The sequence below is a fragment of the Phyllobacterium sp. A18/5-2 genome (assembly GCF_025452215.1).
GTDB lineage: Bacteria > Pseudomonadota > Alphaproteobacteria > Rhizobiales > Rhizobiaceae > Phyllobacterium > Phyllobacterium sophorae.
The window spans coordinates 2,674,019-2,695,130 of sequence record NZ_CP104966.1; the positions used below are offsets into that span (position 1 = coordinate 2,674,019).

General features: G+C 57.7%; 20 protein-coding genes and 2 pseudogenes. 16 read left to right on the forward strand and 6 right to left on the reverse strand.

The genetic code is table 11. From position 1 onward, the window contains the following. The first annotated feature begins 298 nt into the window (after positions 1-298). Both N8E89_RS13270 and N8E89_RS13275 read left to right on the forward strand, forming a co-directional pair. Positions 299-1,348, forward strand: a complete 1,050-nt coding sequence (locus tag N8E89_RS13270) for an alpha/beta fold hydrolase (RefSeq protein WP_112760541.1) — start codon at positions 299-301, stop codon at positions 1,346-1,348. Positions 1,349-1,893: 545 nt separating this feature from the next. Beyond that, positions 1,894-2,442: a DUF2380 domain-containing protein gene (locus tag N8E89_RS13275; RefSeq protein ID WP_262260157.1), complete on the forward strand. Its 549-nt coding sequence runs from the start codon at positions 1,894-1,896 to the stop codon at positions 2,440-2,442. A gap of 119 nt (positions 2,443-2,561) precedes the next feature. Here N8E89_RS13275 and N8E89_RS13280 read toward each other — a convergent pair whose 3' ends face one another. Beyond that, the gene (locus tag N8E89_RS13280; protein WP_112760543.1) at positions 2,562-2,891 is read right to left on the reverse strand and encodes a hypothetical protein; all 330 of its coding nucleotides are present in this window, start codon (positions 2,889-2,891) and stop codon (positions 2,562-2,564) included. Positions 2,892-3,132: 241 nt separating this feature from the next. On the opposite strand from N8E89_RS13280, the gene N8E89_RS13285 reads away from it, so the two are divergent. Further along, on the forward strand, positions 3,133-4,311 hold the full coding sequence (locus N8E89_RS13285; RefSeq protein ID WP_112760544.1) for a GAF domain-containing sensor histidine kinase: 1,179 nt from the start codon (positions 3,133-3,135) through the stop codon (positions 4,309-4,311). 58 nt (positions 4,312-4,369) lie between these two features. Here N8E89_RS13285 and N8E89_RS13290 read toward each other — a convergent pair whose 3' ends face one another. From N8E89_RS13290 to N8E89_RS13300, 3 genes are all read right to left on the reverse strand, one after another. Continuing rightward, the gene (locus N8E89_RS13290; RefSeq protein WP_112760549.1) at positions 4,370-5,281 is read right to left on the reverse strand and encodes a tyrosine-type recombinase/integrase; all 912 of its coding nucleotides are present in this window, start codon (positions 5,279-5,281) and stop codon (positions 4,370-4,372) included. A 357-nt stretch (positions 5,282-5,638) separates the two neighbouring features. After that, positions 5,639-6,643: a porin gene (locus N8E89_RS13295; protein WP_106667306.1), complete on the reverse strand. Its 1,005-nt coding sequence runs from the start codon at positions 6,641-6,643 to the stop codon at positions 5,639-5,641. A gap of 70 nt (positions 6,644-6,713) precedes the next feature. Next, positions 6,714-7,043, reverse strand: a complete 330-nt coding sequence (locus N8E89_RS13300) for a DMT family transporter (protein WP_106667307.1) — start codon at positions 7,041-7,043, stop codon at positions 6,714-6,716. 403 nt (positions 7,044-7,446) lie between these two features. Here N8E89_RS13300 and N8E89_RS13305 point away from each other — a divergent pair, with 403 nt between their 5' ends. The 9 genes from N8E89_RS13305 to N8E89_RS13345 all read left to right on the forward strand — a co-directional run bounded on the left by N8E89_RS13305 (position 7,447) and on the right by N8E89_RS13345 (position 13,488). Then, positions 7,447-8,520 (forward strand): porin, encoded by a 1,074-nt coding sequence (locus tag N8E89_RS13305; RefSeq protein ID WP_262260159.1) that lies wholly within the window; start codon positions 7,447-7,449, stop codon positions 8,518-8,520. A gap of 164 nt (positions 8,521-8,684) precedes the next feature. Beyond that, positions 8,685-9,221, forward strand: coding sequence for a BON domain-containing protein (locus N8E89_RS13310; RefSeq protein WP_262260161.1), 537 nt, complete (start codon positions 8,685-8,687; stop codon positions 9,219-9,221). Next, on the forward strand, positions 9,181-9,351 hold the full coding sequence (locus N8E89_RS13315) for a hypothetical protein (RefSeq protein WP_262260162.1): 171 nt from the start codon (positions 9,181-9,183) through the stop codon (positions 9,349-9,351). The genes N8E89_RS13310 and N8E89_RS13315 overlap by 41 nt, the downstream gene beginning before the upstream one ends. Before the next feature lie 188 nt (positions 9,352-9,539). Then, on the forward strand, positions 9,540-9,860 hold the full coding sequence (locus tag N8E89_RS13320; protein ID WP_262260164.1) for a hypothetical protein: 321 nt from the start codon (positions 9,540-9,542) through the stop codon (positions 9,858-9,860). Then, positions 9,857-10,222 (forward strand): helix-hairpin-helix domain-containing protein, encoded by a 366-nt coding sequence (locus N8E89_RS13325; protein WP_262260165.1) that lies wholly within the window; start codon positions 9,857-9,859, stop codon positions 10,220-10,222. The genes N8E89_RS13320 and N8E89_RS13325 overlap by 4 nt, the downstream gene beginning before the upstream one ends. Positions 10,223-10,565: 343 nt before the next feature. After that, positions 10,566-11,693, forward strand: coding sequence for a calcium-binding protein (locus N8E89_RS13330; RefSeq protein WP_112761384.1), 1,128 nt, complete (start codon positions 10,566-10,568; stop codon positions 11,691-11,693). Between the two features lie 284 nt (positions 11,694-11,977). Beyond that, entirely contained in the window at positions 11,978-12,217 is a 240-nt protein-coding gene (locus N8E89_RS13335; protein WP_262260167.1) for a hypothetical protein, read from the forward strand. Positions 12,218-12,386: 169 nt separating this feature from the next. After that, a complete protein-coding gene (locus N8E89_RS13340; protein WP_262260168.1) occupies positions 12,387-13,112 on the forward strand; it encodes a calcium-binding protein in 726 nt (241 codons plus the stop codon). Then, the gene (locus N8E89_RS13345; RefSeq protein WP_262260170.1) at positions 13,057-13,488 is read left to right on the forward strand and encodes a M10 family metallopeptidase C-terminal domain-containing protein; all 432 of its coding nucleotides are present in this window, start codon (positions 13,057-13,059) and stop codon (positions 13,486-13,488) included. The genes N8E89_RS13340 and N8E89_RS13345 overlap by 56 nt, the downstream gene beginning before the upstream one ends. 418 nt (positions 13,489-13,906) lie before the next feature. On the opposite strand, the gene N8E89_RS13350 is transcribed toward N8E89_RS13345, so the two are convergent. Both N8E89_RS13350 and N8E89_RS13355 read right to left on the reverse strand, forming a co-directional pair. Then, positions 13,907-14,827, reverse strand: a complete 921-nt coding sequence (locus N8E89_RS13350) for an alpha/beta fold hydrolase (RefSeq protein WP_262260171.1) — start codon at positions 14,825-14,827, stop codon at positions 13,907-13,909. A 308-nt stretch (positions 14,828-15,135) separates the two neighbouring features. Beyond that, positions 15,136-17,245 (reverse strand): annotated as a pseudogene (locus N8E89_RS13355) (lytic transglycosylase domain-containing protein). Positions 17,246-17,709: 464 nt separating this feature from the next. Between N8E89_RS13355 and N8E89_RS13360 the strand changes: the two are divergent. From N8E89_RS13360 to N8E89_RS13370, 4 genes and pseudogenes are all read left to right on the forward strand, one after another. After that, complete coding sequence (locus N8E89_RS13360) at positions 17,710-18,234, forward strand: calcium-binding protein (RefSeq protein ID WP_262260173.1); 525 nt, start codon at positions 17,710-17,712, stop codon at positions 18,232-18,234. 26 nt (positions 18,235-18,260) lie between these two features. Continuing rightward, positions 18,261-18,317 (forward strand): annotated as a pseudogene (locus N8E89_RS29335) (hypothetical protein); the annotation flags it as partial. 174 nt (positions 18,318-18,491) lie between these two features. Then, positions 18,492-19,121 carry a calcium-binding protein gene (locus N8E89_RS13365; protein WP_112761380.1) on the forward strand — a complete coding sequence of 210 codons (630 nt, stop codon included), beginning with the start codon at positions 18,492-18,494 and terminating at the stop codon, positions 19,119-19,121. 257 nt (positions 19,122-19,378) lie between these two features. Beyond that, positions 19,379-21,085: a calcium-binding protein gene (locus N8E89_RS13370; RefSeq protein ID WP_262260175.1), complete on the forward strand. Its 1,707-nt coding sequence runs from the start codon at positions 19,379-19,381 to the stop codon at positions 21,083-21,085. Positions 21,086-21,112: the final 27 nt, after the last annotated feature.

A 21,112-nucleotide genomic window follows, 5' to 3' on the forward strand; every position in this document is an offset into this window, starting at 1 on the left:
GATCCGGACACATTCTGGATACGTATCATGCGCTCTATGCGACCAGTGACTGGCTCCAGTCATTGCGCTCCAGCACCCACCATTCGCTCAAAGGATCCCCGTCATGACCCAAGTCGAAAAAGTCCTGTACACCGGCAAAACCCACACCACGGGCGGGCGGTCCGGCGCGTCCCCCAACTTGATCTAGGCTGGACCGGTTGAGACTTCCGCCGGTCTGATTCTTGGACCGCCGGCTATCCGGGCGTCCTCCCGTCCGGATAGCCACCCCCCAAAAGATCCATCCAACGGAGAGAGACGCATGTTTGAAGAGATCAACCATTATCGCCGCCGCTTCTTCGGCATCGCCGCCATGTCTGTTGCTGCTGTCCAGCTTGGCATGACCACAGGTCCTGCAAGCGCCCAGTCAGGCAAGATTGACCCCGCGAAAGCAATCAAACCGGGTACGAACACGTCGTTCGCCGCGCTCAAGCAGATCGATGCCGGCGTCCTGAATATCGGATACGCGGAAGCCGGTCCTGCCGACGGTCCAGCGGTCATTCTCCTGCACGGCTGGCCCTACGATATTCACAGCTTCGTCGATGTCGCCCCGCTGCTGGCATCGGCCGGTTACAGGGTAATCGTGCCGCATCTGCGCGGCCATGGTACGACGCGCTTCCTTTCAAGCGGCACGTTACGCAATGGCCAGCAGTCGGTGCTCGCGGTCGATATCGTCGCCCTGATGGATGCGCTCAAGATCGAAAAGGCAGTTCTTGCCGGGTTTGATTGGGGAGCGCGGACCGCCAATATCATCGCGGCGCTCTGGCCAGAACGCTGCAAGGCCATGGTCTCCGTGAGCGGTTATCTGATCGGCAGCCGTGAAGCCAACAAGATGCCGCTGCCGCCAAAGGCCGAGCTGCAATGGTGGTACCAATATTATTTTGCCACGGAACGGGGCAGGGCTGGCTACGAGGCAAACCGGAACGATTTTGCCAAGCTCATCTGGCAGATCGCTTCGCCGAAATGGGACTTTGACGATGCCACGTTCGATCGCACTGCGGCTTCCCTCGACAACCCGGATCACGTCGCCATCGTGATTCATAATTATCGCTGGCGGCTGAGCCTTGCAGATGGCGAGGCGAAATATGACGATCTGGAAAAGCGGCTTGCCGCGGGCCCTGTCATCACTGTGCCAACCATCACCCTTGAAAGTGACGCCAATGGTGCGCCACACCCGGACGCCAGCGCCTATGCCAAAAAATTCTCGGGCAAATATGCGCACCGGATCATTGAGGGCGGCATTGGCCACAATCTGCCGCAGGAAGCGCCACAGGCCTTTGCCGACGCCGTGATCGAAGTCGATGGCTACTGATTGACGGCCCCATCGGGATCCATGGAGTACGTGGGGTAAATCACGCCGCGAAGAGGCGGCAGATCAAGACCGCTATGGAGACCGCGAAGCCGAAGACGAGTAAATGACACCACATTGGGGTGGTATAATGCAGATAGATTTCGTCTTCTTCGTCTTCATGCATGAACGGGCCTCTCGCGTTTGAGCCGTCCCTATCACTGCAATATGAAGCCTGGATGTCAAGTGCATGGCGTCAGGAGCTGGCGAGACCCTGGCACCCAGCATGAGTCAAAACTGCGGTGGGTCACGGCTCACTTGCCGCGCAAATGCTGCGGCTGGCTAAAAAAGGGAGGCTTGGCAACAGTGGGGAACTGCAATGACCAAGCCTCCTCCTGGGTATGGACCAGGGCGATCAGTGTGCACCGGGTGTCCGCAGTATCACAACTTAGTAATATTCATTACAATTTTAGCGATTCCGCAATCGTCCGGCCCCCCGCAGAATTCAGGAACATTTCGCACCGCCAAGGGTTTAGCCAGTCTGGGCGCTGCAAAAAAGGATGATGGAGATGAACCTGCGAACCTCGTTTGCAGCCGCGGCGCTTGCCGCTTCCATGGTTGCGCCACCCGCCTATGGCGATGCAAAAAGTCCCGCACCTGCCGCCGCGAAAATTTCTGTCGCGGTTGCCAACCGTGATTTCCTCGATACATCCGGCGAAACGAGGGATATGACCGCAGCCCACGCTAAACGCTTGAAAGCACTTGCGGATTATCTGCGCGAACAGCTTTCCGGCAATGAAAACCTGAAAGTCGTTCAACTTCCGTGCGAGCAGGCCCAATGTACGGCGCATGATCCAGGCTATGAGGTATTGGCTGATCAGGCGCGCGACGCCGGTGCCCGCTTTGTCTTTATCGGTATCGTCAAGAAAACCAGCACGCTCATCAACTGGATCGAGTATTCGGTGCTTGATGTCGATGACAAGCGCGCCGTCTGCGGTGAATTGGTCAGCTTTCGCGATGACACGGACGAGATCGTGGCGCCGCGCTTCCAGGTTCTTGGCCAGTCAGATTGCGAGGCGCTGCAAGTTTGGCGGTTGAACATTGTCCACGGCGTGTAAGGTCTGGCGCAACCTTGGGGTGTTTGGTAAAGCCGCACCAGACCTTGCTGGGTGTTAGACCAGCGTTGCGATAACGCGAGATGCGTTCTTGAGTTCCTCGTCGGATGCGAAAGGGCGATTCAACCGTTGACCGGGGCCGGGTCTGGCGGGAATTCGACGCCAGGCTGTTTCTTCTGAAGTTCGGCCACCTTGCTTGCTGCCATTGCAGCCAGGCCGGAAAATATCGCGTCGAGTGCCGAGGCCGCTTCGTAGATTGCATCGGGCAGGTCCACTTCGCCGATCTGCTCGACGAGTTTTTCCATGTCATCGGCGTGCTTCTCCAGCAGGATATGCAGCCGCATGGCGTGGTCGAGGCTCAGGGCCGGGTAGGCGAAAAAGCGTGGCATCTTTTCGCTCAATTGCTCCGCCAGGTCGTTCTTCTCGCGGAGTATGTCCAACCATTGCACCATCTTTGGCCTCCAATCCCCAATCGGAGCGCGACAGAAGACGCGTCGACCAGGCTTCAATATCGCGTCTGTAATGCGGTCCTGTCTGGTCGCATCAGAAAGGGGCGGATTTTTGTGCCGGTTCCAAAAGCCCGCGCAAAGGACACGGGACATCGCACGATCGCCAATGCGTCCGGACGACGCATGATATGGCGCATTTCGCTGAAGGCTCTATAGTGGCCGGACTGCAATACCGGAAACCTCCATGCCCCATGATTTTCAAGCCGACATTGATGCGATCGGCCGGATCGATGCTGTACCGGCAATCCTCGATGTCGTGTGCCGGATCACCGGCATGGGCTTTGCCGCAGTGGCCAGGGTGACGGAGGATCGGTGGATTGTCTGCCAGGTGCTCGACAATATCGAGTTTGGCCTTGCGCCAGGCGGTGAACTTGAAGTCAAGACCACCATTTGCGATGAAATCCGCAATAGCGGCCAGGCGGTCATCATCGATGAGGTATCGAAAGATCTGGTCTATTCAACGCATCGGACTCCGGCGATTTATGGCTTTCAAAGCTACATTTCCATGCCGATAATCCTCCCGGATGGCACATTTTTCGGCACGCTCTGTGCGATCGATCCCCGGCCGGCGCGCCTCAAAAATCCTGAAACCATCGGCATGTTCAAACTTTTCGCCGAATTGATTGCTTTTCACCTCGATGCAAATGAACGCCTGGCCAGGACCGAGGCGGCGCTGCTGGATGAGCGCAAGATCTCCGAGTTCCGCGAACAATTTGTTGCCGTGCTCGGTCATGATCTGCGCAACCCGGTGGCGTCGATCGATTCCGGCGCGAGAATGCTGCTGCGCACTCCATTGGACGAAAAGGCGAGCAACATCGTCAAACTCATCCGCGGCAGTGCCGTGCGCATGTCCGGTCTGATCGACAATGTCCTTGATTTGGCGCGTGCGCGCCTTGGCGGCGGCGTTGTGCCGGATATCAATGATCGCGAACCCCTGAAGCCGACATTGATACAGGTCATCGATGAACTGACTTCCGTTCGGCCCGATCAAACCGTGGAGACCCATTTCGATTTCGAAGATCCGGTCAAATGCGATCGGGTGCGGATCGGCCAGCTCCTGTCCAACCTTTTGGGCAATGCGCTCATGCACGGCTCGGGTGAAGGGCCAATCCGTGTGCGTGCCAAAACCAGAGCGGATGTCTTCGAGTTGTCGGTATCCAACGCCGGTGAACCGATACCGCCGGAAACGATCGGCCAGCTGTTTCTGCCATTTTTCCGGCGGGAAGCGCGCCCGGGCCAGCAGGGATTGGGCCTCGGCCTCTATATCGCTTCGGAGATAGCCAGTATGCATGGCGGAACGCTGGACGTTGTTTCCGATCCCAGCGAGACCCGGTTCACTTTTCGCATGCCCTTGTGCTCGTGACCGGCTGCGCGGTGCCGCAGGCTGCTCGCAGCGCCTCGCCCTTCACGGCGAACGCAGCTTAATGCCGTTCAAGAACGGCAACGCAGGAGTCGAGGTCGTTTGTGGCAAGATGCGCATAGCGCATTGTCATCGACAGCGTTTGATGGCCAAGCCATATCTGCACGCGCCGGATATCGATGCCGCCCCGCACGAGCCGTGACGCGCAAGTATGGCGCAGGATATGCGGAACCACCTGATCGTCGGAGCCCAGACCCACTTCCGCCTTCGCATCGTTCCAGATCGCGCGAAAACGCACCTGGTTATGCATGGAAAACGGACCCTTCAGTCTCGCATGCGGGATATGGATGACCTCGCGCGCCCGCGCCGTCAGCGGGACGGTGCGGCTGCGGCCGGATTTTGTCAGCCAGAAGGTCGACCTGGAGTCCTGAAGGTCGTTCCAGGAAAGGCCGATCGCTTCGCCAAGCCGGCAACCCGTGTCGACGAGAAACACGCTCAACCGGTAGCTGTCGTCACACCGCGTACGAATGGCCGAGAACAGCCGCTGTTCTTCTTCCGCCTCTAGAAACCGTATGCGTCCCTGCCGCTCCTTCTGGCGGCGGAACTCCGGCAAATTGTAGATGTCGCCCATCTTGCACGCCTTCCGCAGCAGCTTGCTCAGCGCAGCCATCTTTCGATTGATGGTCGCATTGCTGTTACCGCGTTCGCGTAACGTGCCGATCACAGAATCAAGCATTTCCTGCGTGAAGACGCTGAAACGCTCGCCGCTCAATATCTCGCTGATTTCTCCAAGAAAGGACCGAACATTGGTCTTGTGCGAGCCTTCGTCCCAGAGAATGCTGATATACTGCGTGGTCAAATCGCGGAGCGAGTGTTCCTTGACCAGTCGTTTGATCCCGTTATCTGCCGATGCATAGTTGAGATCGTACTGGAACCGCACGGGAAACGCCGATTCCGGCGGAGGAGGGGCCATGCCCAGCGATGAAATCGTCATGATGATTGCGCTCTAATCAATAAAATATGCACCGGATAAATATGTGACGAGTTGTACCCGTCTTTCCGGAAAGCGCAATCCACGGAGCTATGCCTCTTTAGGCTAATAGGCTTCCGTTTGATAAAACCAGTGATGGCTCCACCAACGTCCAACCGCATGGGTTGTTGTCCAAACATCTCACCGTCTCCTCGGTCCGCGACCGGTTGGAAATCCTTTCTCCGCCTAAATATCTGTGCGCCGTCTGTGCGAACGCTGAAAATTGATTGTTCAAAATGAATTTTGGGAAAAGCCAACGCCGGGAAAATCCGGCGTTGGCAGAAGTGTCAGATCAGAGGATCAGAAGTTCCGCTGGAAGCGCACGATGCCGCCAAAAGCGTCGTCGTCGCCACGCTCACCACTGAATGCGGTGTAGGCGATTTCGGGCGTTATGGTGAAGCCGGGGACAAGTTCGTAAGCAACGTTCAAAGCAGCAGCGATCGTGCCGTCGTCTTCATAGGCGGCTTGAGCGTTGATTGTTGCCGTTTCCGAGGCCTTGAAGGAACCGCCGCCCCAGACAGCCCAGTCGCCGAACCAGTTACCATAGTAACTATCCTCGGACTTATAACCACCCAAAACGAACAGGGAGATGGCATCGGTCGCTTTAACGTCCAAACGAACCTTGCCAGCCCACTCCTCGGTAACTGCATCATAACCGCCAACGGCCGAAACGCTGCCCCAACCCTGCTCGAACTTCGCACCGGCAACGATGTGCGGCATGTAGTCGTCGATAACGAAATCGCCTGTACCTTGTTCAACACCGATCAGAGCCGAGAAGCCATTGCCGCCAGTGAATGTATAGTTGATCTGGTTGGTCTCAAATGGACCGTAGCTGATCACGTCATCGTGGATAATGTCACCGACATAACCTGTCCACGACACAAACTGCGAGTCAGTGACACCGACGCGGAAGCCGCCGAGTTCAATGAAGGCATTGGGCAGGCTCGTCGCGTTCTCGCCATCCGTAAACTGAATACGGGCCTCTGCATAGGAACGCAGTGTACCAAGCTCAGTTTCCGAACGGGCATCGAAACGAAGCGAGGCGCGGCTGCGGACTTTGAATGTGCCATAATCGATCCCGGTGTAAGGATCTGTGCCAGCTTTCACATCAAAACGGACATAGCCGCTGACTTTAAGGCAGGTCTCTGTTCCGGGAATGTAGTAAAATCCCGCGCCATATGCGTCGCAAACTTTGACGTATTCGACGGGTTCTGGTTCGGCGACAACGACTGCGTCTGCAGCGCGTGCGCCGGTTACTGCAACGAGGGCTGCAGCGGAGCCGAGTAGAAGGCTCTTGATGTTCATTTCTGACCTCCAGTCAAGATCTGCTGGAGGCTGTGTGCAAAGAGCCGTTCTGGCGGGATCTCGAGCGCCGCTAGTGCCCGACAGAGCTGGAGAAGAGATTGACCACGAGCACACCGGCCACAATCATGGTCAGGCCGGCGATCGCCGCAAAATCCAGTGTTTGCCTGAACCAGAACCAGCCAATGGCAGCAATCAGCACAATGCCGGCGCCTGACCAGATCGCATAGACAACGCCGACGGGGATGGTCTTGATGGGAATCGACAGGAAATAGAACGAGGCTGCATAGCCGAACGTGCAGACCAGCGATGGCCAGAGCCTGGTAAAGCCGTCGGCCTGCTTGAGCGCCGACGTCGCCACCACTTCGCAGACTATGGCGATAACGAGGTAAAGATAAGTCATGTCAAATCACCTTTCGAAGAGGTGGCAAATCATTGATTCTGATCTCGACTGCAGGTCGCGAACCAGCGTGTATTGGCCGATTCTGCGGGCATTTGCAGTCTCAATACCGGCATGGCTCGACAAGATTTTATTAAAATCCGGGTTACCTATATTAATGAGTGGTAAAGATATTGCAGGCCCCGCGGCGATTTCGTGTCATTTGTGCAACAGCGGTCCGCCATAGAGCTGCCACAAGTCGCTTGACCCGACATTCGTGGTTGAAACCCCGACGCTGGCGAGTATGGTCTGTCGGGAGGAAGGGCGTTCATCGCATTTCTTCTTGGACTTAGGGGATGGGGACAGGTTGTCCTTCAGCCAAATTGGAATGCCCAGACCCATTTTTAACTTTGACTGGAGGTCAGAAATGAACATTAAGAGCCTTCTACTCGGCTCCGCTGCAGCCCTCGTTGCAGTAACCGGCGCACGTGCTGCAGACGCAGTCGTTGTTGCTGAACCAGAGCCTGTTGAATACGTTCGCGTTTGCGACGCATACGGCGCAGGCTTCTTCTACATTCCGGGGACCGAGACCTGCTTGAAGATCAGCGGCTATCTGCGTTACGACGCACAGGCCGGCGATGATCCCTACACTGGCTTCGACAGCGAGACCTGGCGCAAGCACACTCGTGCAACGCTCCGTTTCGACGCTCGTTCGGAAACAGAACTCGGCACGCTGCGTTCGTACATCGAAACCCGTTTCGACTATGATGCAGGCCGTGAAGATTCTGACATCGACGGCGACGGCGATTTCGACTCGTTTGCTGACCAGAGCGAAACTCTCGCTCATGGCTACATCGAACTCGGCGGCTTCCGCGTTGGTGTGACGGACTCGCAGTTCGACACGTGGACCGGTTCTGCTGGTAACGTGATCTTCGATGATGTCATCGATTACGGTGGCGGACGTACAAACCAGATCAGCTACACTTTTGCTGGCGGCAATGGCTTCTCTGCCACGGTCGGTCTGGAACAGGGTGACTCGGATCACATCATTGACGACTACATGCCACACGTTGTTGCTGGTGCGAAGTTCGAGCAGGGTTGGGGCGCAATCTCCGCTGTTGCTGGTTACGATGCACTTGCAGAAGAATTCGCTGGCAAGCTGCGTTTGGACGTGAAGTTCACCGACACGATTTCCGCTTTCGTAATGGGCGGCTATCAGTCTGACTTCCAGGACGACGAGCCGACACAGTTCTACGGTGCGTGGAACGGCGATTGGGCTGTTTGGGGTGGCGCTTCCTTCAAGGTTACCGAAAAGGCCACGATCAACGGCCAGGTTGCTTACGAAGACGAAGGCACGGTTGCTGCTGCTTTGAACGTAGCTTACGAGCTGGTTCCTGGTTTCGTAATCACTCCTGAAATCGCTTACACCTCCTTCGGCGACGACCGTGGTGTAGCAGACGACGCATTCGGCGGTATCATCCGCTTCCAGCGTAACTTCTAATCCTTTACTGGATTGGTTGATTGAGACCCGGCAGCGCAAGCTGCCGGGTTTTCTTTGCCTGCAGCCTGGCCGTGCAAAACTTTTGTGTACCGACGACATATCGCCGTGTTGATATGCCAGTTAACATGGCAAAGCCGATAAGCATGGAAGAGAGCCGTTAGCATATGCACATTTACAAGAGTTGGTTCTGGCCGGGCCTGATCACCGTCGCGCTGTTGACGGTGCTGACCGGATGGTTTCTCACTGACCCGATCGACCAGCAGCTCACCGAAGCGGCCAATGCCGCCCTCGAACCCGCAAATTCATGGGCAAGCGCGGAAATCGACGGCCGCGACCTCACGTTAAAGGGGGTCGCTCCGTCCGAGGAAGCCCTGGCGGCGGCGCTGAAAATTGCCGCGGACACGCGGGGCGTCCGCGCCGTCGACGATCAGACCACGCTGCTGCCGCTCGCGGATCCCTTTTCGTTTGCCATCACCAAATCGGACGATGGAATTCTGCTTTCCGGCAACGTTCCCTATGGCGATTCACGCGCGCGGATTCTCGCGGCGGCGGAAAACGCCATGCCCGGCATCGAAATCCTCGACGAAATGGCCGTCGCACGCGGCGCGCCTCAGGGTTTTTTTCGATCTCGTCGGCTTCGCGCTGCGCCAGGCGGCGCAATTGACCAATGGCGAAGTCGAAATTTCGGGCGAGACCTATAATATCAGCGGGACAGCGGCAAACTCCGCCGACTATGATGCGTTGGGTGCCGCGTTGCGCATGCCGATTCCAGGCAATGGCAAGGCGGGTGAAATCAAACTGGCAGTGCCGGTAAATACCAGCGGCGGATAGTAAATCATGTGGTTCCTGATCAGCCAGCTCTGGCTCTTTCTGTTGATAGCTGCTCTTGTTGGCTTCTATGTCGGCTGGTCGACCTATGATCGGAGCGGCGGCTAGTATGCGCCATTGAAACTGTGGCTGGGTTACGCCGGACCGGCCGCATGGCGCGCTGACTTTTGCTCGAGACGGGATACGGAACGATGGTAGTATTTCTCCTTCAGGCGCTGTTTCTCATTGCCGCGGCCTTTCTCGCCGGCGCGCTTTTAGGCAATCTTTTCAAAAGGTTCTCGCCGAAAAAGGATTCCGTTTCTGAAAACTCGACCCGCGCCGCCGATGCGCGGCTGGCATCGCTGACAGCGCTGCCGGCCAATGACGATGTGCGCAAATCGGCACGCGAGGCGGCTGCGATGATCCCCCCGCCGGAACCTGTTCCGCCGGAAGCCCTGGATGCAACGAAAGACCGGCGCAGGCCGGCGAAAAAGCCTCCGCCCAATCGGCCGCGACGGCGGCGAAGCGCGTGAAAAATCCCCGCCAGGACGACAATCACCGCCCTGCGCTCATCAAGACCGCCCGCCGTGGCAAGCCCGACGCCCTGACCGCCATCGAAGGCATCGGCACGGGCATCCAGACAAAGCTCTTCGCCCTTGGCGTTTTCCACTATAACCAGATTGCCGGCTGGAGTGTCGACGAGGCCAATTGGGTCAGCGAGGAGATCGGCTTTCCCGGCCGCGCGCTTCGCGAGAACTGGGGCAAACAGGCGGCCGCGCTGGTGAAGCCGTCAGCCCTCGCGGCGAAGCCGAAGGTTGCGGCGAAAAAGGCTGTAACCGGGAAGCCTGTGACGAAGACGCCTGCGAAAAGCGCGGGAAGCGGCAAGCGCAGCTGAACGATTATCTCTCCCGCAAGGCAAGAGAGCATGCCGCATCGGCCATAGAGCACGCCTCTCACTGTCCGGAAGCAGACAAAATATCAAATCTTTCCAAAAAAACTCAACAATAGAACAAGCTTTTGTTTCTGCTGCCGAATTGTTTATTTGGAGAAATACATTTTAATGCTTTTGGGGTATATTTGACATTTGGTAATAAATACTGCCGACTACCGGTGGTTTAATAATTAGTTACTATTACTATTGCCGCATAGGGCGTATGGTGTACCCTGCAGTTGCAGGGGTAGCAGGCCCCACGGGGGGACACCGGCCCGTGCATCCCTTTCAGAGGGAGGGCGTGGCTATGGCTATTCCCGCACAAATTTCCGCACTTTTTCCACTTCTCCACATTACAGGTTCGGTGACAGAATTTACCGGCACGGCACGCATTGATACACCGCCAACAGGTGGCGGTGGCAGCAATTACATGAACGGCCTTGCTAACACAGACACTCTCAACGGCGGCGCCGGCAATGATTATATCGAAGGCGGTGCCGGCATTGACGTGCTCACCGGCGGCGCTGGCGAAGATACGCTCGGATTTTCCGGTGCAAGCGGCGGTGTGAATGTCACACTCGTCGCAGGAGCAGTTGCTCTCGTCACCGGCACTGACGGCGTGGACGTCGCACTGGGCTTCGAAAATGTGGTGGGTTCCGATCACAATGACACGCTCAATGGTGACAGTCCTCTGGGCAGCTACACCGGCAACAATGTTCTCATCGGTCTCGGCGGCAATGACACGCTTAACGGCAATGGCGGCGATGACACGCTGGTTGGGGGCCTCGGGGCGGACGTGCTCAATGGCGGCGATGGAAGCGACACGGTCAGCTATGCGACTTCCGGAGGGTCAGTGAATGCCCACTTAAACGGGGATCCCAACCTCCTTGGAGACGCAAGCGGTGATACATTCAACTCCATCGAAAATCTGATTGGGTCGAATGGCACGGACACGCTGAACGGCAACGAACTGAACAATATTATCGATGGTGGGGCAGGTAGTGACAGCATCAATGGCGGTTTTGGCGGAGTTGACACCCTCATCGGCGGCGCGGGTAACGACTTATTGTCTCAATTTAGTGTCTTGGGCAGCAAAGCAGTGTTTATTGGTGGGGAGGGCGATGATGGTATGCAGCCAATATTTGGCCGCCAAGGCATCAGCGTCTTCAAATTTGAGACGTTCAACGATTTTAGTGGCGTTGATAATATATTCGGTTTTAACAACAACTGCACCATCGATTTGTCGGCAATTGATGCCGATCCTTCCACCCCCGGCATAGATGACGCATTCCACATAGGAGGTGGCACAGGCGGAATATCAATTCAACAGAACGGTTCTACCGATACAATCACTTTTAACGATCATCCTGGCATGATCAGGGTGGGTATTGCCTCTGGAACACCCCATTTGACTGTAGACGACTTCATCCTCTAACCCCAAAGCTTCCCGGCATTCTTCGCCGGGGAGTCTTCGCACTCCCGGTTTGGTAACCGGCCGGACCTGGAGTGCGATCCCGGCATACTGGCGACGAATTCTCCAGGAGATCCTTCTGTGTGGCCGATGCGGCAGCCAACGCCGGCTTATCTCTCCCCTTGCGGGAGAGAAAGGATTTTCCTGGATTTAGCCTCTTCGCTAAATCCTTGGAAAATCCAAGTGAGGGGGTAGTCCGATTGGCAAATCCCCTCTCTTGCGATTTCTAGCACTTGGCGAGTGCTAAGATGCTGAAATCGCTACCAGGGCGCGAAGACACCGGCGAAAAGCGCGAGAAGCGGCAAGCGCAGCTGAACTTTTACCTCTCCCGCAAGGCAAGAGAGCATGCCGCATCGGCCATAGAGTACGCCTCTCACTGTCCGGAAGCAGACAAAACACCAAATCTTTCCAAAAAACTCAACAATAGAACAAGCTTTTGTTTCTGCTGCCGAATTGTTTATTTGGAGAAATACATTTTAATGCTTTAGGGGTATATTTGACATTTGGTAATAAATACTGCCGACTACCGGTGGTTTAATAATTAGTTACTATTACTATTGCCGCATAGGGCGTATGGTGTACCCTGCAGTTGCAGGGGTAGCAGGCCCCACGGGGGGACACCGGCCCGTGCATCCCTTTTAAAGGGAGGGCATGCGTATGCCATCATCTTTATCACAATCCATCTTCGATCTTCTTCAGGTTTACAATGGACCCTGGGGACTGTCAGCGACGCCGCCGGGTGTTCAAGGGAACGTGCAAGGCGGCCCGAACAATGACAAACTTGAAATTACAGGTCTCGCCGGAGTGGTCAATGGCAATGGCGGTAACGACCACATAACGCTTGGCGCCGGGCTGCTGAATATCGTCAATGGCGGCGATGGCAGCGACCAGATTTTCGGCAATGCGGGGATCAACATTCTCAATGGCAACAACGGCAATGACTACATCGTAGGCGGTGGCGGAGCTGATACCTTGAATGGCGGCCCCAGCGCAAGCGGAGGCACCGCTGCCAATCCCGATGTCGATACCCTGTCTTATGAATCGGCGACAGGCGGAGGGATTACCTTAACCCTTAACGCAAATGGCGGTGTCAATGTCGGCCAGTTCCTGCCGGGTCGAAGCAATGCGGGGCTCGATGTCATCGCCGGTGGCTTCGAGAATGTTGTCGGCACCAATTCCGCCGATACGATAACGGGTAATGCCGAGAAAAACGTTCTCATCGGCCTGGCGGGCAATGACAAACTCAATGGCGGCGGCGGCGATGACATACTCGACGGGGGTGATGGGAACGATATCCTAAACGGCGATGCCGGCAATGATATTCTCTATGGCGGCAACAGCGATCCTAATAGCCTGGAACAACTGTTCGGGGGGGGCAGGTAATGATATAATTTACGGTGGACCTGGCCCAACCAGATCGTACGGGGGTTCCGGCGACGATACTTTCGTCTTTACGAGCCTTGCCGACTTTAACGACCCCAAAGCGCCTCCCGGTATCGAGGACTTCCAAGCGGAAGATCGCAATGAGTTGATTGATTTATCAGCGATTGATGCGAATCAAATCCTAGCCGGTGATCAATCATTTACTCTTGTTGAGCGGTTCTCGGGTAACGCCGGTGAACTTGTATTGGCAGCCCTCGAAAGTGACCTCGTTAGAGTCTTTGGGGATGTCAACGGAGACGCGATCCAGGATCTGAGTTTTTTTGTAAAGTATGGCCTGCCTTTGGGACGACTCGAGGCCGACCACTTCATCCTCTAATTTTGTAGTCGGCGCTGCAGGACTCGCAATGGTGATCGAGGCAACCGATTGGCCGGAAATCCCGGAAGAGGGGGATTTCGTCTGCCCACCGGCCTTGCATCTTCCGGGACAAATTCTCCAGAAAAATCCTTCTGTGGCAGGGCACAACCGACGCCGCCTTATCTCTCCCCTTGCGGGTGTTATCTCCCCCCCTTGCGGGGGAGAAAGCGATTTCAGCATCTTAGCCTCTTTGCTAAGTGCTAGAAATCGCCAGAGAGGGGATTTGCTTCACTGAACTACCCCCTCACTTGGATTTTCCAAGGATTTAGCGAAGAGGCTAAATCCAGGAAAATCCTTTCTCCCCCGCAAGGGGGGAGATAAGGGCTGCATTCGCCGTCGCGAACGGGATAAAAGTCCCTGATTGAAAACTCACGGCCCCTCACACCACCCTTAAATCGATTCCGGCCGCAAATGCTGCGATCAGCTCCGGCAGCTGTCCGGTTTCGAGCAGCGGCGCGTGGCCCTGTCCGGCGACATTGATCACTTGCAAGGCAGGGTGGCGGCGGGTCATTTCCGCGACGGTCCCGCTCGCCAGCAGCCTGGTGTTCTCGCCGCGGATGAGCAGCAGCGGCAGTTCGGCGAAAAGGTCGAACTGCGCCCAAAGATCAGGCAGCTTTTGGGCAAAATCGATGCCTTCCAGCGTCTTCAACAAATTGAGGTCGTGGTCGGGGCGCACGCCGCCATCGCTTGCCGTGTAGATCGCCCGGGTGGAGCGCTCCCAGTCCGCATTGGTCAGCGCCGGAAAGGCGTCTGCCAGCGCCGCGCGCTGCAGCGCTTCGGCCTCGGCAAAGTTTTTCGGTTCCGGGGCCGCGCCGTCCGCGCGCTTGCCCAGATTCTCGCAGATCTCCATCAGGCCCTCTGGCGCAAGCTCCGGGCCGATATCGTTGAGGATCACCCCGGCCAGCAGCTGCGGGGCGATGGCGGCGAGGATATGGGTGACCATTCCGCCGCGCGAGGTGCCGAGAAATACCGCCCGTTCGATGCCAAGATGGCTGAGCCCGGCGATCACGTCGGCCGCCTCGGTGCCGATATTGTAGTGCGACCAGTCCGGATCGTATGCCGACCGCCCGCGCCCGCGAAAATCGAAGCTGATCACCCGGCGCGGCGTTATCGGGTGGCCGGCGAGGATGAGCGCCAGTTCGTGAAAATCTCTGGTATTGCGGGTCAGGCCGGGCAGGCAGACAATTGGCAGAGCCCTTGGGAGCAGGGTGTCCGCCGTTTGCTCCGGCTCATACACCCGCGCATAAAGCTTCAGGCCGTCCGGCGCATCGTAGAAAATCTCGTTAAAAAAATCGCTCAATAGTATGACTCCAATAAATATGAAAACGACGAAATTAAAGGACACAACGATGCAGTGTTATCTCTCCCCTTGAGGGAGAGAAAGCGATTTCAGCATCTTGGCTCTTCGCTCAAGTGCTAGAAATCGCCAGAGAGGGGATTTGCCTCACTGAGCTATCTCCTCACTTGGATTTTCCAAGGATTTAGCAAAGGGGTCAAGATGCTGAAATCGCTACCGGGGCGAGTCACGGGTCTCGCCCGCCCTTCGGGCCCCAAGGGGAGAGAGAAAGCGGCATCGCTTCCCGGCTGGGGCTCGTCAAACCAATCGGTTCAACCCCGCCGCCCGGAGGTCAGATCGCTCTCGATCTGCGCCTTGCCGGTAAGCCGGGCCTTATAGACCTCGTAATTTTCCATCACCCGCTGCACGTAGTTGCGCGTCTCGGTGTAGGGAATGCGCTCGATCCAGTCAACGACCTCGTCCACCGGCTTGCCGCGCGGGTCGCCATATTTTGTCATCCATTCATTGGCGCGCGTCGGCCCGGCATTGTAGCCGGCAAAGGTAAGCACATACGAACCATCGAATTTCGAGATCTGCTCGCCGAGGAATTTCGCGCCGAGCGTCGCATTATAGGCGGCGTCCGTGGTCAGCCGGTCCTTCGAATAGCTCATGCCGGCGCGGGTAGCGGCGCCCTTGGCCGTGCCCGGCAAAAGCTGCAGCAGGCCGCGCGCCCCGGCGCTGGAAACGGCAGCGGGGTTGAACTCGCTCTCCTGCCGGGCAATGGCATAGGCCAGCGCGGTGCCGGAGCCGGAAATATTGGCGTTTTGCGGAATGGCGCCGATCGGATGCGACAGGGCGCCGACATCGATGCCGCGCTGCGCCGCCGCCTTGCCGACGCGCAGGGCGACATAATGGTTGTTCTTGCGCTCCGCCATCACCGCCAGCAGCGCCAGCTCGCCGGGGCTGTCCAGCTCCTGCGCGAGGCTCGTATAGAGCATCGCGGCGCGTGAATCGTACCCCGTCTCTTCCAGCCGCTGGATCGCCCGCACGGCCTCGCGCCCGGCAAAACGGGCCCGCTCGGCGTCGGTCGGCTTGGGGTAAGGCAGCTGCAGGCCGGACTGGCCAAGCTTTGCCGCCGCCAGCTGGCCGTAGAATGTGGTGCCGTAGCGTGAGGAGCGGGCGTAATAGTCGCGCGCTCCTCCCGCCGCGCCGGCTTCCGCCGCGCGTCCGAGCCAGTAATAGGCGCGCGAGGCGGACATCGGCTTCGATGAAATCTCGGCGATGCGCGCAAAATGCTTCTGCGCCGTGTTCGGATCGTTCAGCGCCCGCAGCGCCACCCAGCCGGCGTGGAATTCCGCATCGGCTGCCACGCTTGGCGTCTCGGCGCTGTGCATCGCTGCCACGCGGTAGGCGCGCTTGGCATCGCCAATGTCGAGCAGTTCGCGTGAAAGCACCCGCCGCTCGGTCCACCACGCATCCGGATCGACCAGCGCCGCCGCATCGCGCGGCGCCGTGGCCATCACATCCGCCGCTTCGCGGAATTTCTCCTGCCGCCGCAGATATTGCGCCTTGGCGAAGATGTAGGCGGCGTTGCGCGACCACGAGCCATCCACCTGCGCCAGCTTCTTGGCCGCATCCGGCGATTTTTGCAAAACGGCGGCGAATGCCTGGAACAGCGAGATCCGCATTGGCCAGCTTGGCGACACGCCCGGCGGACTTCACCTTGCCCTCGTAGAGCATGGTCAGCATGCGCGTCAGGTGGTCGTCGCGGGCGATAACCTGCGAAAACTCCTTCAGGATCATGGCTTCCTGGCCGTCATCCAGCTTCTTGGTGCGCCAGAACGGCGCGAGGATCTGGCGGGCCCGTGCCGGGTTGCCGCTCGCCACATAGGCGCGCGCGAGAATGACCACGCCTTCCGCCGTCTGCGGCGGGGTATTGCCGAAAGCGTTTATGACGACCGAAGGCGCCGGATTTTCCTTGTAGAGCGCGCGCTCGGAATTATTGCGGAAAGTCGCCATGCCCGGCCAGCCCGGCAGTTCGGCCGCCGCATGGGCAATTTCCGAACTCGGCAGGCCCGGCGCATTGGAAAGGCCGATCGCCCATGTCAGTATATGCCGGTCGAGCGCATTGACGGGCAGGCCATTGCGGATGCCGAGCGCGCGGTTCACGTCGCCGGAGGCGATTGCGTCGAGGCCGGTTTTCAGGCTGCCGGCTATGGCCGATGGCTTCGAGGTCTTGGCGATGCCCGCCGTCGTCACCGGGTCCGGCCGGGCGATGGCCTGCATGGCCGGGCTCACCCTTGCCCCGGTCGCGGCAAAGGGCTTCAGCCCCGGCACCGGGACAGCTGCCGAAGGCGCGGGATTTTGGGCGTGGGCAGCCGTAGCCGTCAGCGCAAGCGTGAGGCCAAGAAGAACATGACGCAAAACAGGAGTTCTCAGCATTCCGATACCAGTTTATTTGAAGCGGATCGTCAGGTGCCCCCCGATCCAGGGATATGATCATCAGATAATAGTGGCGGACGTATGAAAGCACTCTTAACGAAAGGTTAGCCGAAAAGATCGGATTTGCAATTTCACTCTCCTGCAACCGGCGGAAATCGCAAGGGCGGGGCACGTTCAAATTGGTAAATCCACTTTCCTGGATTTCCCGGTTGGGCGAAGAAGGCCAAATCCGTGAAAGAGGAAATTGCCCCCGCATCTTTTCGTCTTGCTTGCGCTGTTCGCCACAACTGTCTGTTGGCGAACGGAAATTACTTCATACTCACAAGTATAATTCTTTTTGGTGATAATTATTACGCAGGTTTTTTTCGAATAATTATACGCGGTGCTTTTATCTAGTCCGAAAGAGGTATAGCATATAGACCATAGTTGCAGGGGTAGCAGGCCCTGAGGGAGGACACCGGCTCGTGCAGCCCTTTTTGAGGGAGGGCATGGTTGTGGCAATCAATCCCGCATTGTTCCCACTTTTGGGAATTTACAACGGCCCGTGGACGCCGATCTCCGGCACCACCGGAGGTCCCGGCAACGATCTGATCACCGTCGGCAGTATTCTTAACCTCGTTGTCTTCGGCAATGGCGGCAACGATTATATCGACAGCCGTAACGCCGGTGTGGTCAATGTGCTCAATGGCGGTGCTGACAGCGATCAGATCTTCGGCGGGTCCGGCGCCAACACCATCAATGGCGGTCCGGGAAACGACTATATCGAGGGTGGCCCGGGCATCGATGTTCTCAATGGCGGCCTCGGCATTGACACCTTGAGCTATGAATCGGCCGAGCCCGTGCGCGGCACCAGCACCGGCGTCACGGTAACGCTCAATGCCAGCGGCGGCGGCACGGTTTCCGGCGGTGCCAATGTCAACGTGGACGTCATCACCGGCGGCTTCGAAAACGTCGTCGGCTCGAATTTCAATGACACAATGACACGCTGACTGGCAATACCGGCAACAATATTCTCATTGGCCTTGCCGGCAATGACTTCCTGTTTGGTCGCGAGGGCGATGATACTCTGGTCGGCGGCGCCGGCGCGGATACGTTCACCGGCGGCGTTGGCATTGATACGGCGGATTATTCGACCTCGCCAGGAGGGGTCAACGTCGATCTTTCAACGGCGAGCGGCAGTGGCAGTGATGCACAGGGCGATACGCTCAGCACGATCGAAAATGTCACCGGCTCGGCCTCCGGTGACGTGATTACCGGCGATACCGGTAACAATGTTCTCATCGGTCTTGATAGCGTTGACATACTGAACGGTGGCGATGGCAATGACACGATCGAAGGCGGCCGCGGCGGAGATATTCTTTCTGGCGGCAATGGCATCGATACGCTTAGCTACGAGAATTCCATGTCAACTGTGCGGATCAATATGGCACCTGCCGGCAATGGGAATATTACGCTCGCCTCCAGTGGTGACGCGACAGGCGACACCGTGACCGATGATTTTGAGAATCTCGTCGGTTCAGTCAGAATTGACTTCCTTTCGGGCAACAATGGCAACAATGTTATCGTTGGTGGCGGCGGAGCTGACGTAATGGACGGCAGCGGTGGGAACGACACCTATCGCTTCAGGAGTTTAAGCGAAATCCAGGAGGACTTAATTGTCTTCGGTAGCGGTGACAAAATCGATTTGCAAGCAATCGATGCCATAACGGGGGGAAGTGATGACACATTCACCTTCGTCAGCGGGCCACTGACGGCTGCCGGTCAACTGCACTTCGTTGGCGGATTTGTCGAAGGTGATGTCAACGGTGGGGGCGCGGATTTCAGGATTAATGTGACGGGAGCAGCGTCGTTGAGCGCATCTGATTTCATCCTGTGAAAGCGCCGCCGTCCTCTGAGCTATTTCATCGAGATCACAGGACGGCGCTGCTTCGCAAATTCGGCCAATCCTGACGGCCTTTGAAAGGCCGCCCGCAACGAGACCGCACTCCCGTCATGGGAGCACCCACACCCCGCAAGGCGCCCCACACCTTTCGGCCGCATCGCAGCATTAACCATCGCGCCATAACTTGCGCGATTAACCGGGAGCTGCCCGAGACAGAGCCGCCCGTGCATCCCAACCATGGGAGGACGATCATGTCCATCAATCTACCGAATGGCCTGCTCCAGCTTCTGGGGCTCGTACAGGGTCCGCCGATTATGGGAACCAGTGGCAACGATGCCTTTAACGGCACTCCCGCCGATGAGCATTATCAGGGTCTTGGCGGCAATGACGCCATGGATGGCGGCGCGGGCAATGATACGGTCGGCTATGCGCAATCGCTGTCGGGCGTCACCCTCACCCTCGGCAACAACGCCAACGCAAATGGCAGCGGAAGCGGCGCGGCCCAGGGCGACTCGTTCAGAAATTTCGAAAACGTCGTCGGCTCGAATTTTGCCGATACCATCACCGGCAACAATCTCGCCAATATCCTCGCCGGGCTTGGCGGCAACGATCATCTGAAGGGCATGGGCGGCAATGACATTCTCGCTGGCGGCGCGGGCGCCGATATTCTCGACGGCGGCACCGGCATCGACACGGCGGATTATTCCACCAGCGCCGCGCCGGTCCATCTCGTGCTCGGCGGCGGCGTCAGCAGCGGCGGCGATGCGGCGGGCGACAGCTTCGCCTCCATCGAGAAGTTCGTCGGCACGGCGGGCGCGGATGTCATCGATGGCTCCGCCAGCACGACCGGCTTTTCCGTCAATGGTGGTGGCGGCGGCGACTGCATCACCGGCGGCCAGGGCAATGACCAGCTCAGCATCGGCGGCAGCGCGGCGCTGGCGCTCGCGGGCTTCCAGGCGCTCGCCGAGGAAGGCGGTGTCCTGAAGGGCAAAGACGGCGACGATGACCTCGACGGCACTGAATTTGACGACGACGAAGACGGCGGCAATGGCTATGACCAGCTAGAAGGCTTCGGCGGCAATGACACGCTCAAAGGCGGCAATGGTCATGATACCGTGGATGGCGGCAACGGCAATGATACGCTGGACGATGGTTCGGGCAACGATCTCGTCTTCGGCGGCAACGACAACGACCTGTTCCTCATGGGCACAGGGCAGAACGATCTGCGGGGCGACGCAGGCAACGACACGTTTGCTTTCTTCGACGATACTCTGGCAAATGGCTCGACTGATCCGGACAATCCCACGAACCTTGGCTCGGTTGACGGCGGCGATGGCTACAATAGGATGGATCTGAGCAATCTGTCGCGCGGTGTGGTATGGACGACGAACGACGATGGCAGGATGACGCTGACGCTGCTCGGTTCTACAACGGGTCTGGCCCTTGCTGCGGTTGGCGATGAATTTTATCAGGATGAGTACTTCAACATAAACCAGAATATAAACACCCCCCAGGACGATCAATTCATCGGCAACTCCGAAGCCAACGACGTCTTCGGCAATGCAGGCAACGATACTCTCAATGGCAACGGGGGAGATGACAAGCTCGACGGCGGTGACGGCGACGACACGCTCATTGGCGGCGCAGGGACCGACATGCTCACCGGCGGCGAAGGCGCCGATCGCTTCAAGTTCAATTTCGATCCGGACTCTGTCGATACGATCTTCGACGACATTAGTGGCATTGTCGATCTGTCGGCGATCGACGGCGATCTGACCCAGGACGGGCATCAGACTTTGATTGTCGAACCTGACGGCGGCCAGGTTGTCGTCGAGAATGGGCTTATCACTATAACGCTCATTACCGGTGAAGCGTCCGCGTTTGCGGACGAAGGGTCGTTCATGCAGATCAATCAGAACGGCGCCTCTTTTAGTTTGGCAAACATAGAAGTCATTTGATGAGCGGCCAAGCGCGACAGAGGGCAG

Excerpts from the sequence above, each read along its gene's own strand:
- N8E89_RS13305 (WP_262260159.1), top strand. The coding sequence starts at position 7,447 with ATGAACATTAAGAGCCTTCTACTCGGCTCCGCTGCAGCCCTCGTTGCA.
- N8E89_RS13310 (WP_262260161.1), top strand. The coding sequence starts at position 8,685 with ATGCACATTTACAAGAGTTGGTTCTGGCCGGGCCTGATCACCGTCGCG.
- N8E89_RS13370 (WP_262260175.1), top strand. The coding sequence starts at position 19,379 with ATGTCCATCAATCTACCGAATGGCCTGCTCCAGCTTCTGGGGCTCGTA.
- N8E89_RS13285 (WP_112760544.1), top strand. The coding sequence starts at position 3,133 with ATGCCCCATGATTTTCAAGCCGACATTGATGCGATCGGCCGGATCGAT.
- N8E89_RS13290 (WP_112760549.1), bottom strand. The coding sequence starts at position 5,281 with ATGGCCCCTCCTCCGCCGGAATCGGCGTTTCCCGTGCGGTTCCAGTAC.
- N8E89_RS13330 (WP_112761384.1), top strand. The coding sequence starts at position 10,566 with ATGGCTATTCCCGCACAAATTTCCGCACTTTTTCCACTTCTCCACATT.
- N8E89_RS13340 (WP_262260168.1), top strand. The coding sequence starts at position 12,387 with ATGCCATCATCTTTATCACAATCCATCTTCGATCTTCTTCAGGTTTAC.
- N8E89_RS13270 (WP_112760541.1), top strand. The coding sequence starts at position 299 with ATGTTTGAAGAGATCAACCATTATCGCCGCCGCTTCTTCGGCATCGCC.
- N8E89_RS13295 (WP_106667306.1), bottom strand. The coding sequence starts at position 6,643 with ATGAACATCAAGAGCCTTCTACTCGGCTCCGCTGCAGCCCTCGTTGCA.
- N8E89_RS13280 (WP_112760543.1), bottom strand. The coding sequence starts at position 2,891 with ATGGTGCAATGGTTGGACATACTCCGCGAGAAGAACGACCTGGCGGAG.
- N8E89_RS13345 (WP_262260170.1), top strand. The coding sequence starts at position 13,057 with ATGGCGGCAACAGCGATCCTAATAGCCTGGAACAACTGTTCGGGGGGG.
- N8E89_RS13335 (WP_262260167.1), top strand. The coding sequence starts at position 11,978 with ATGCTGAAATCGCTACCAGGGCGCGAAGACACCGGCGAAAAGCGCGAG.
- N8E89_RS13300 (WP_106667307.1), bottom strand. The coding sequence starts at position 7,043 with ATGACTTATCTTTACCTCGTTATCGCCATAGTCTGCGAAGTGGTGGCG.
- N8E89_RS13320 (WP_262260164.1), top strand. The coding sequence starts at position 9,540 with ATGGTAGTATTTCTCCTTCAGGCGCTGTTTCTCATTGCCGCGGCCTTT.
- N8E89_RS13275 (WP_262260157.1), top strand. The coding sequence starts at position 1,894 with ATGAACCTGCGAACCTCGTTTGCAGCCGCGGCGCTTGCCGCTTCCATG.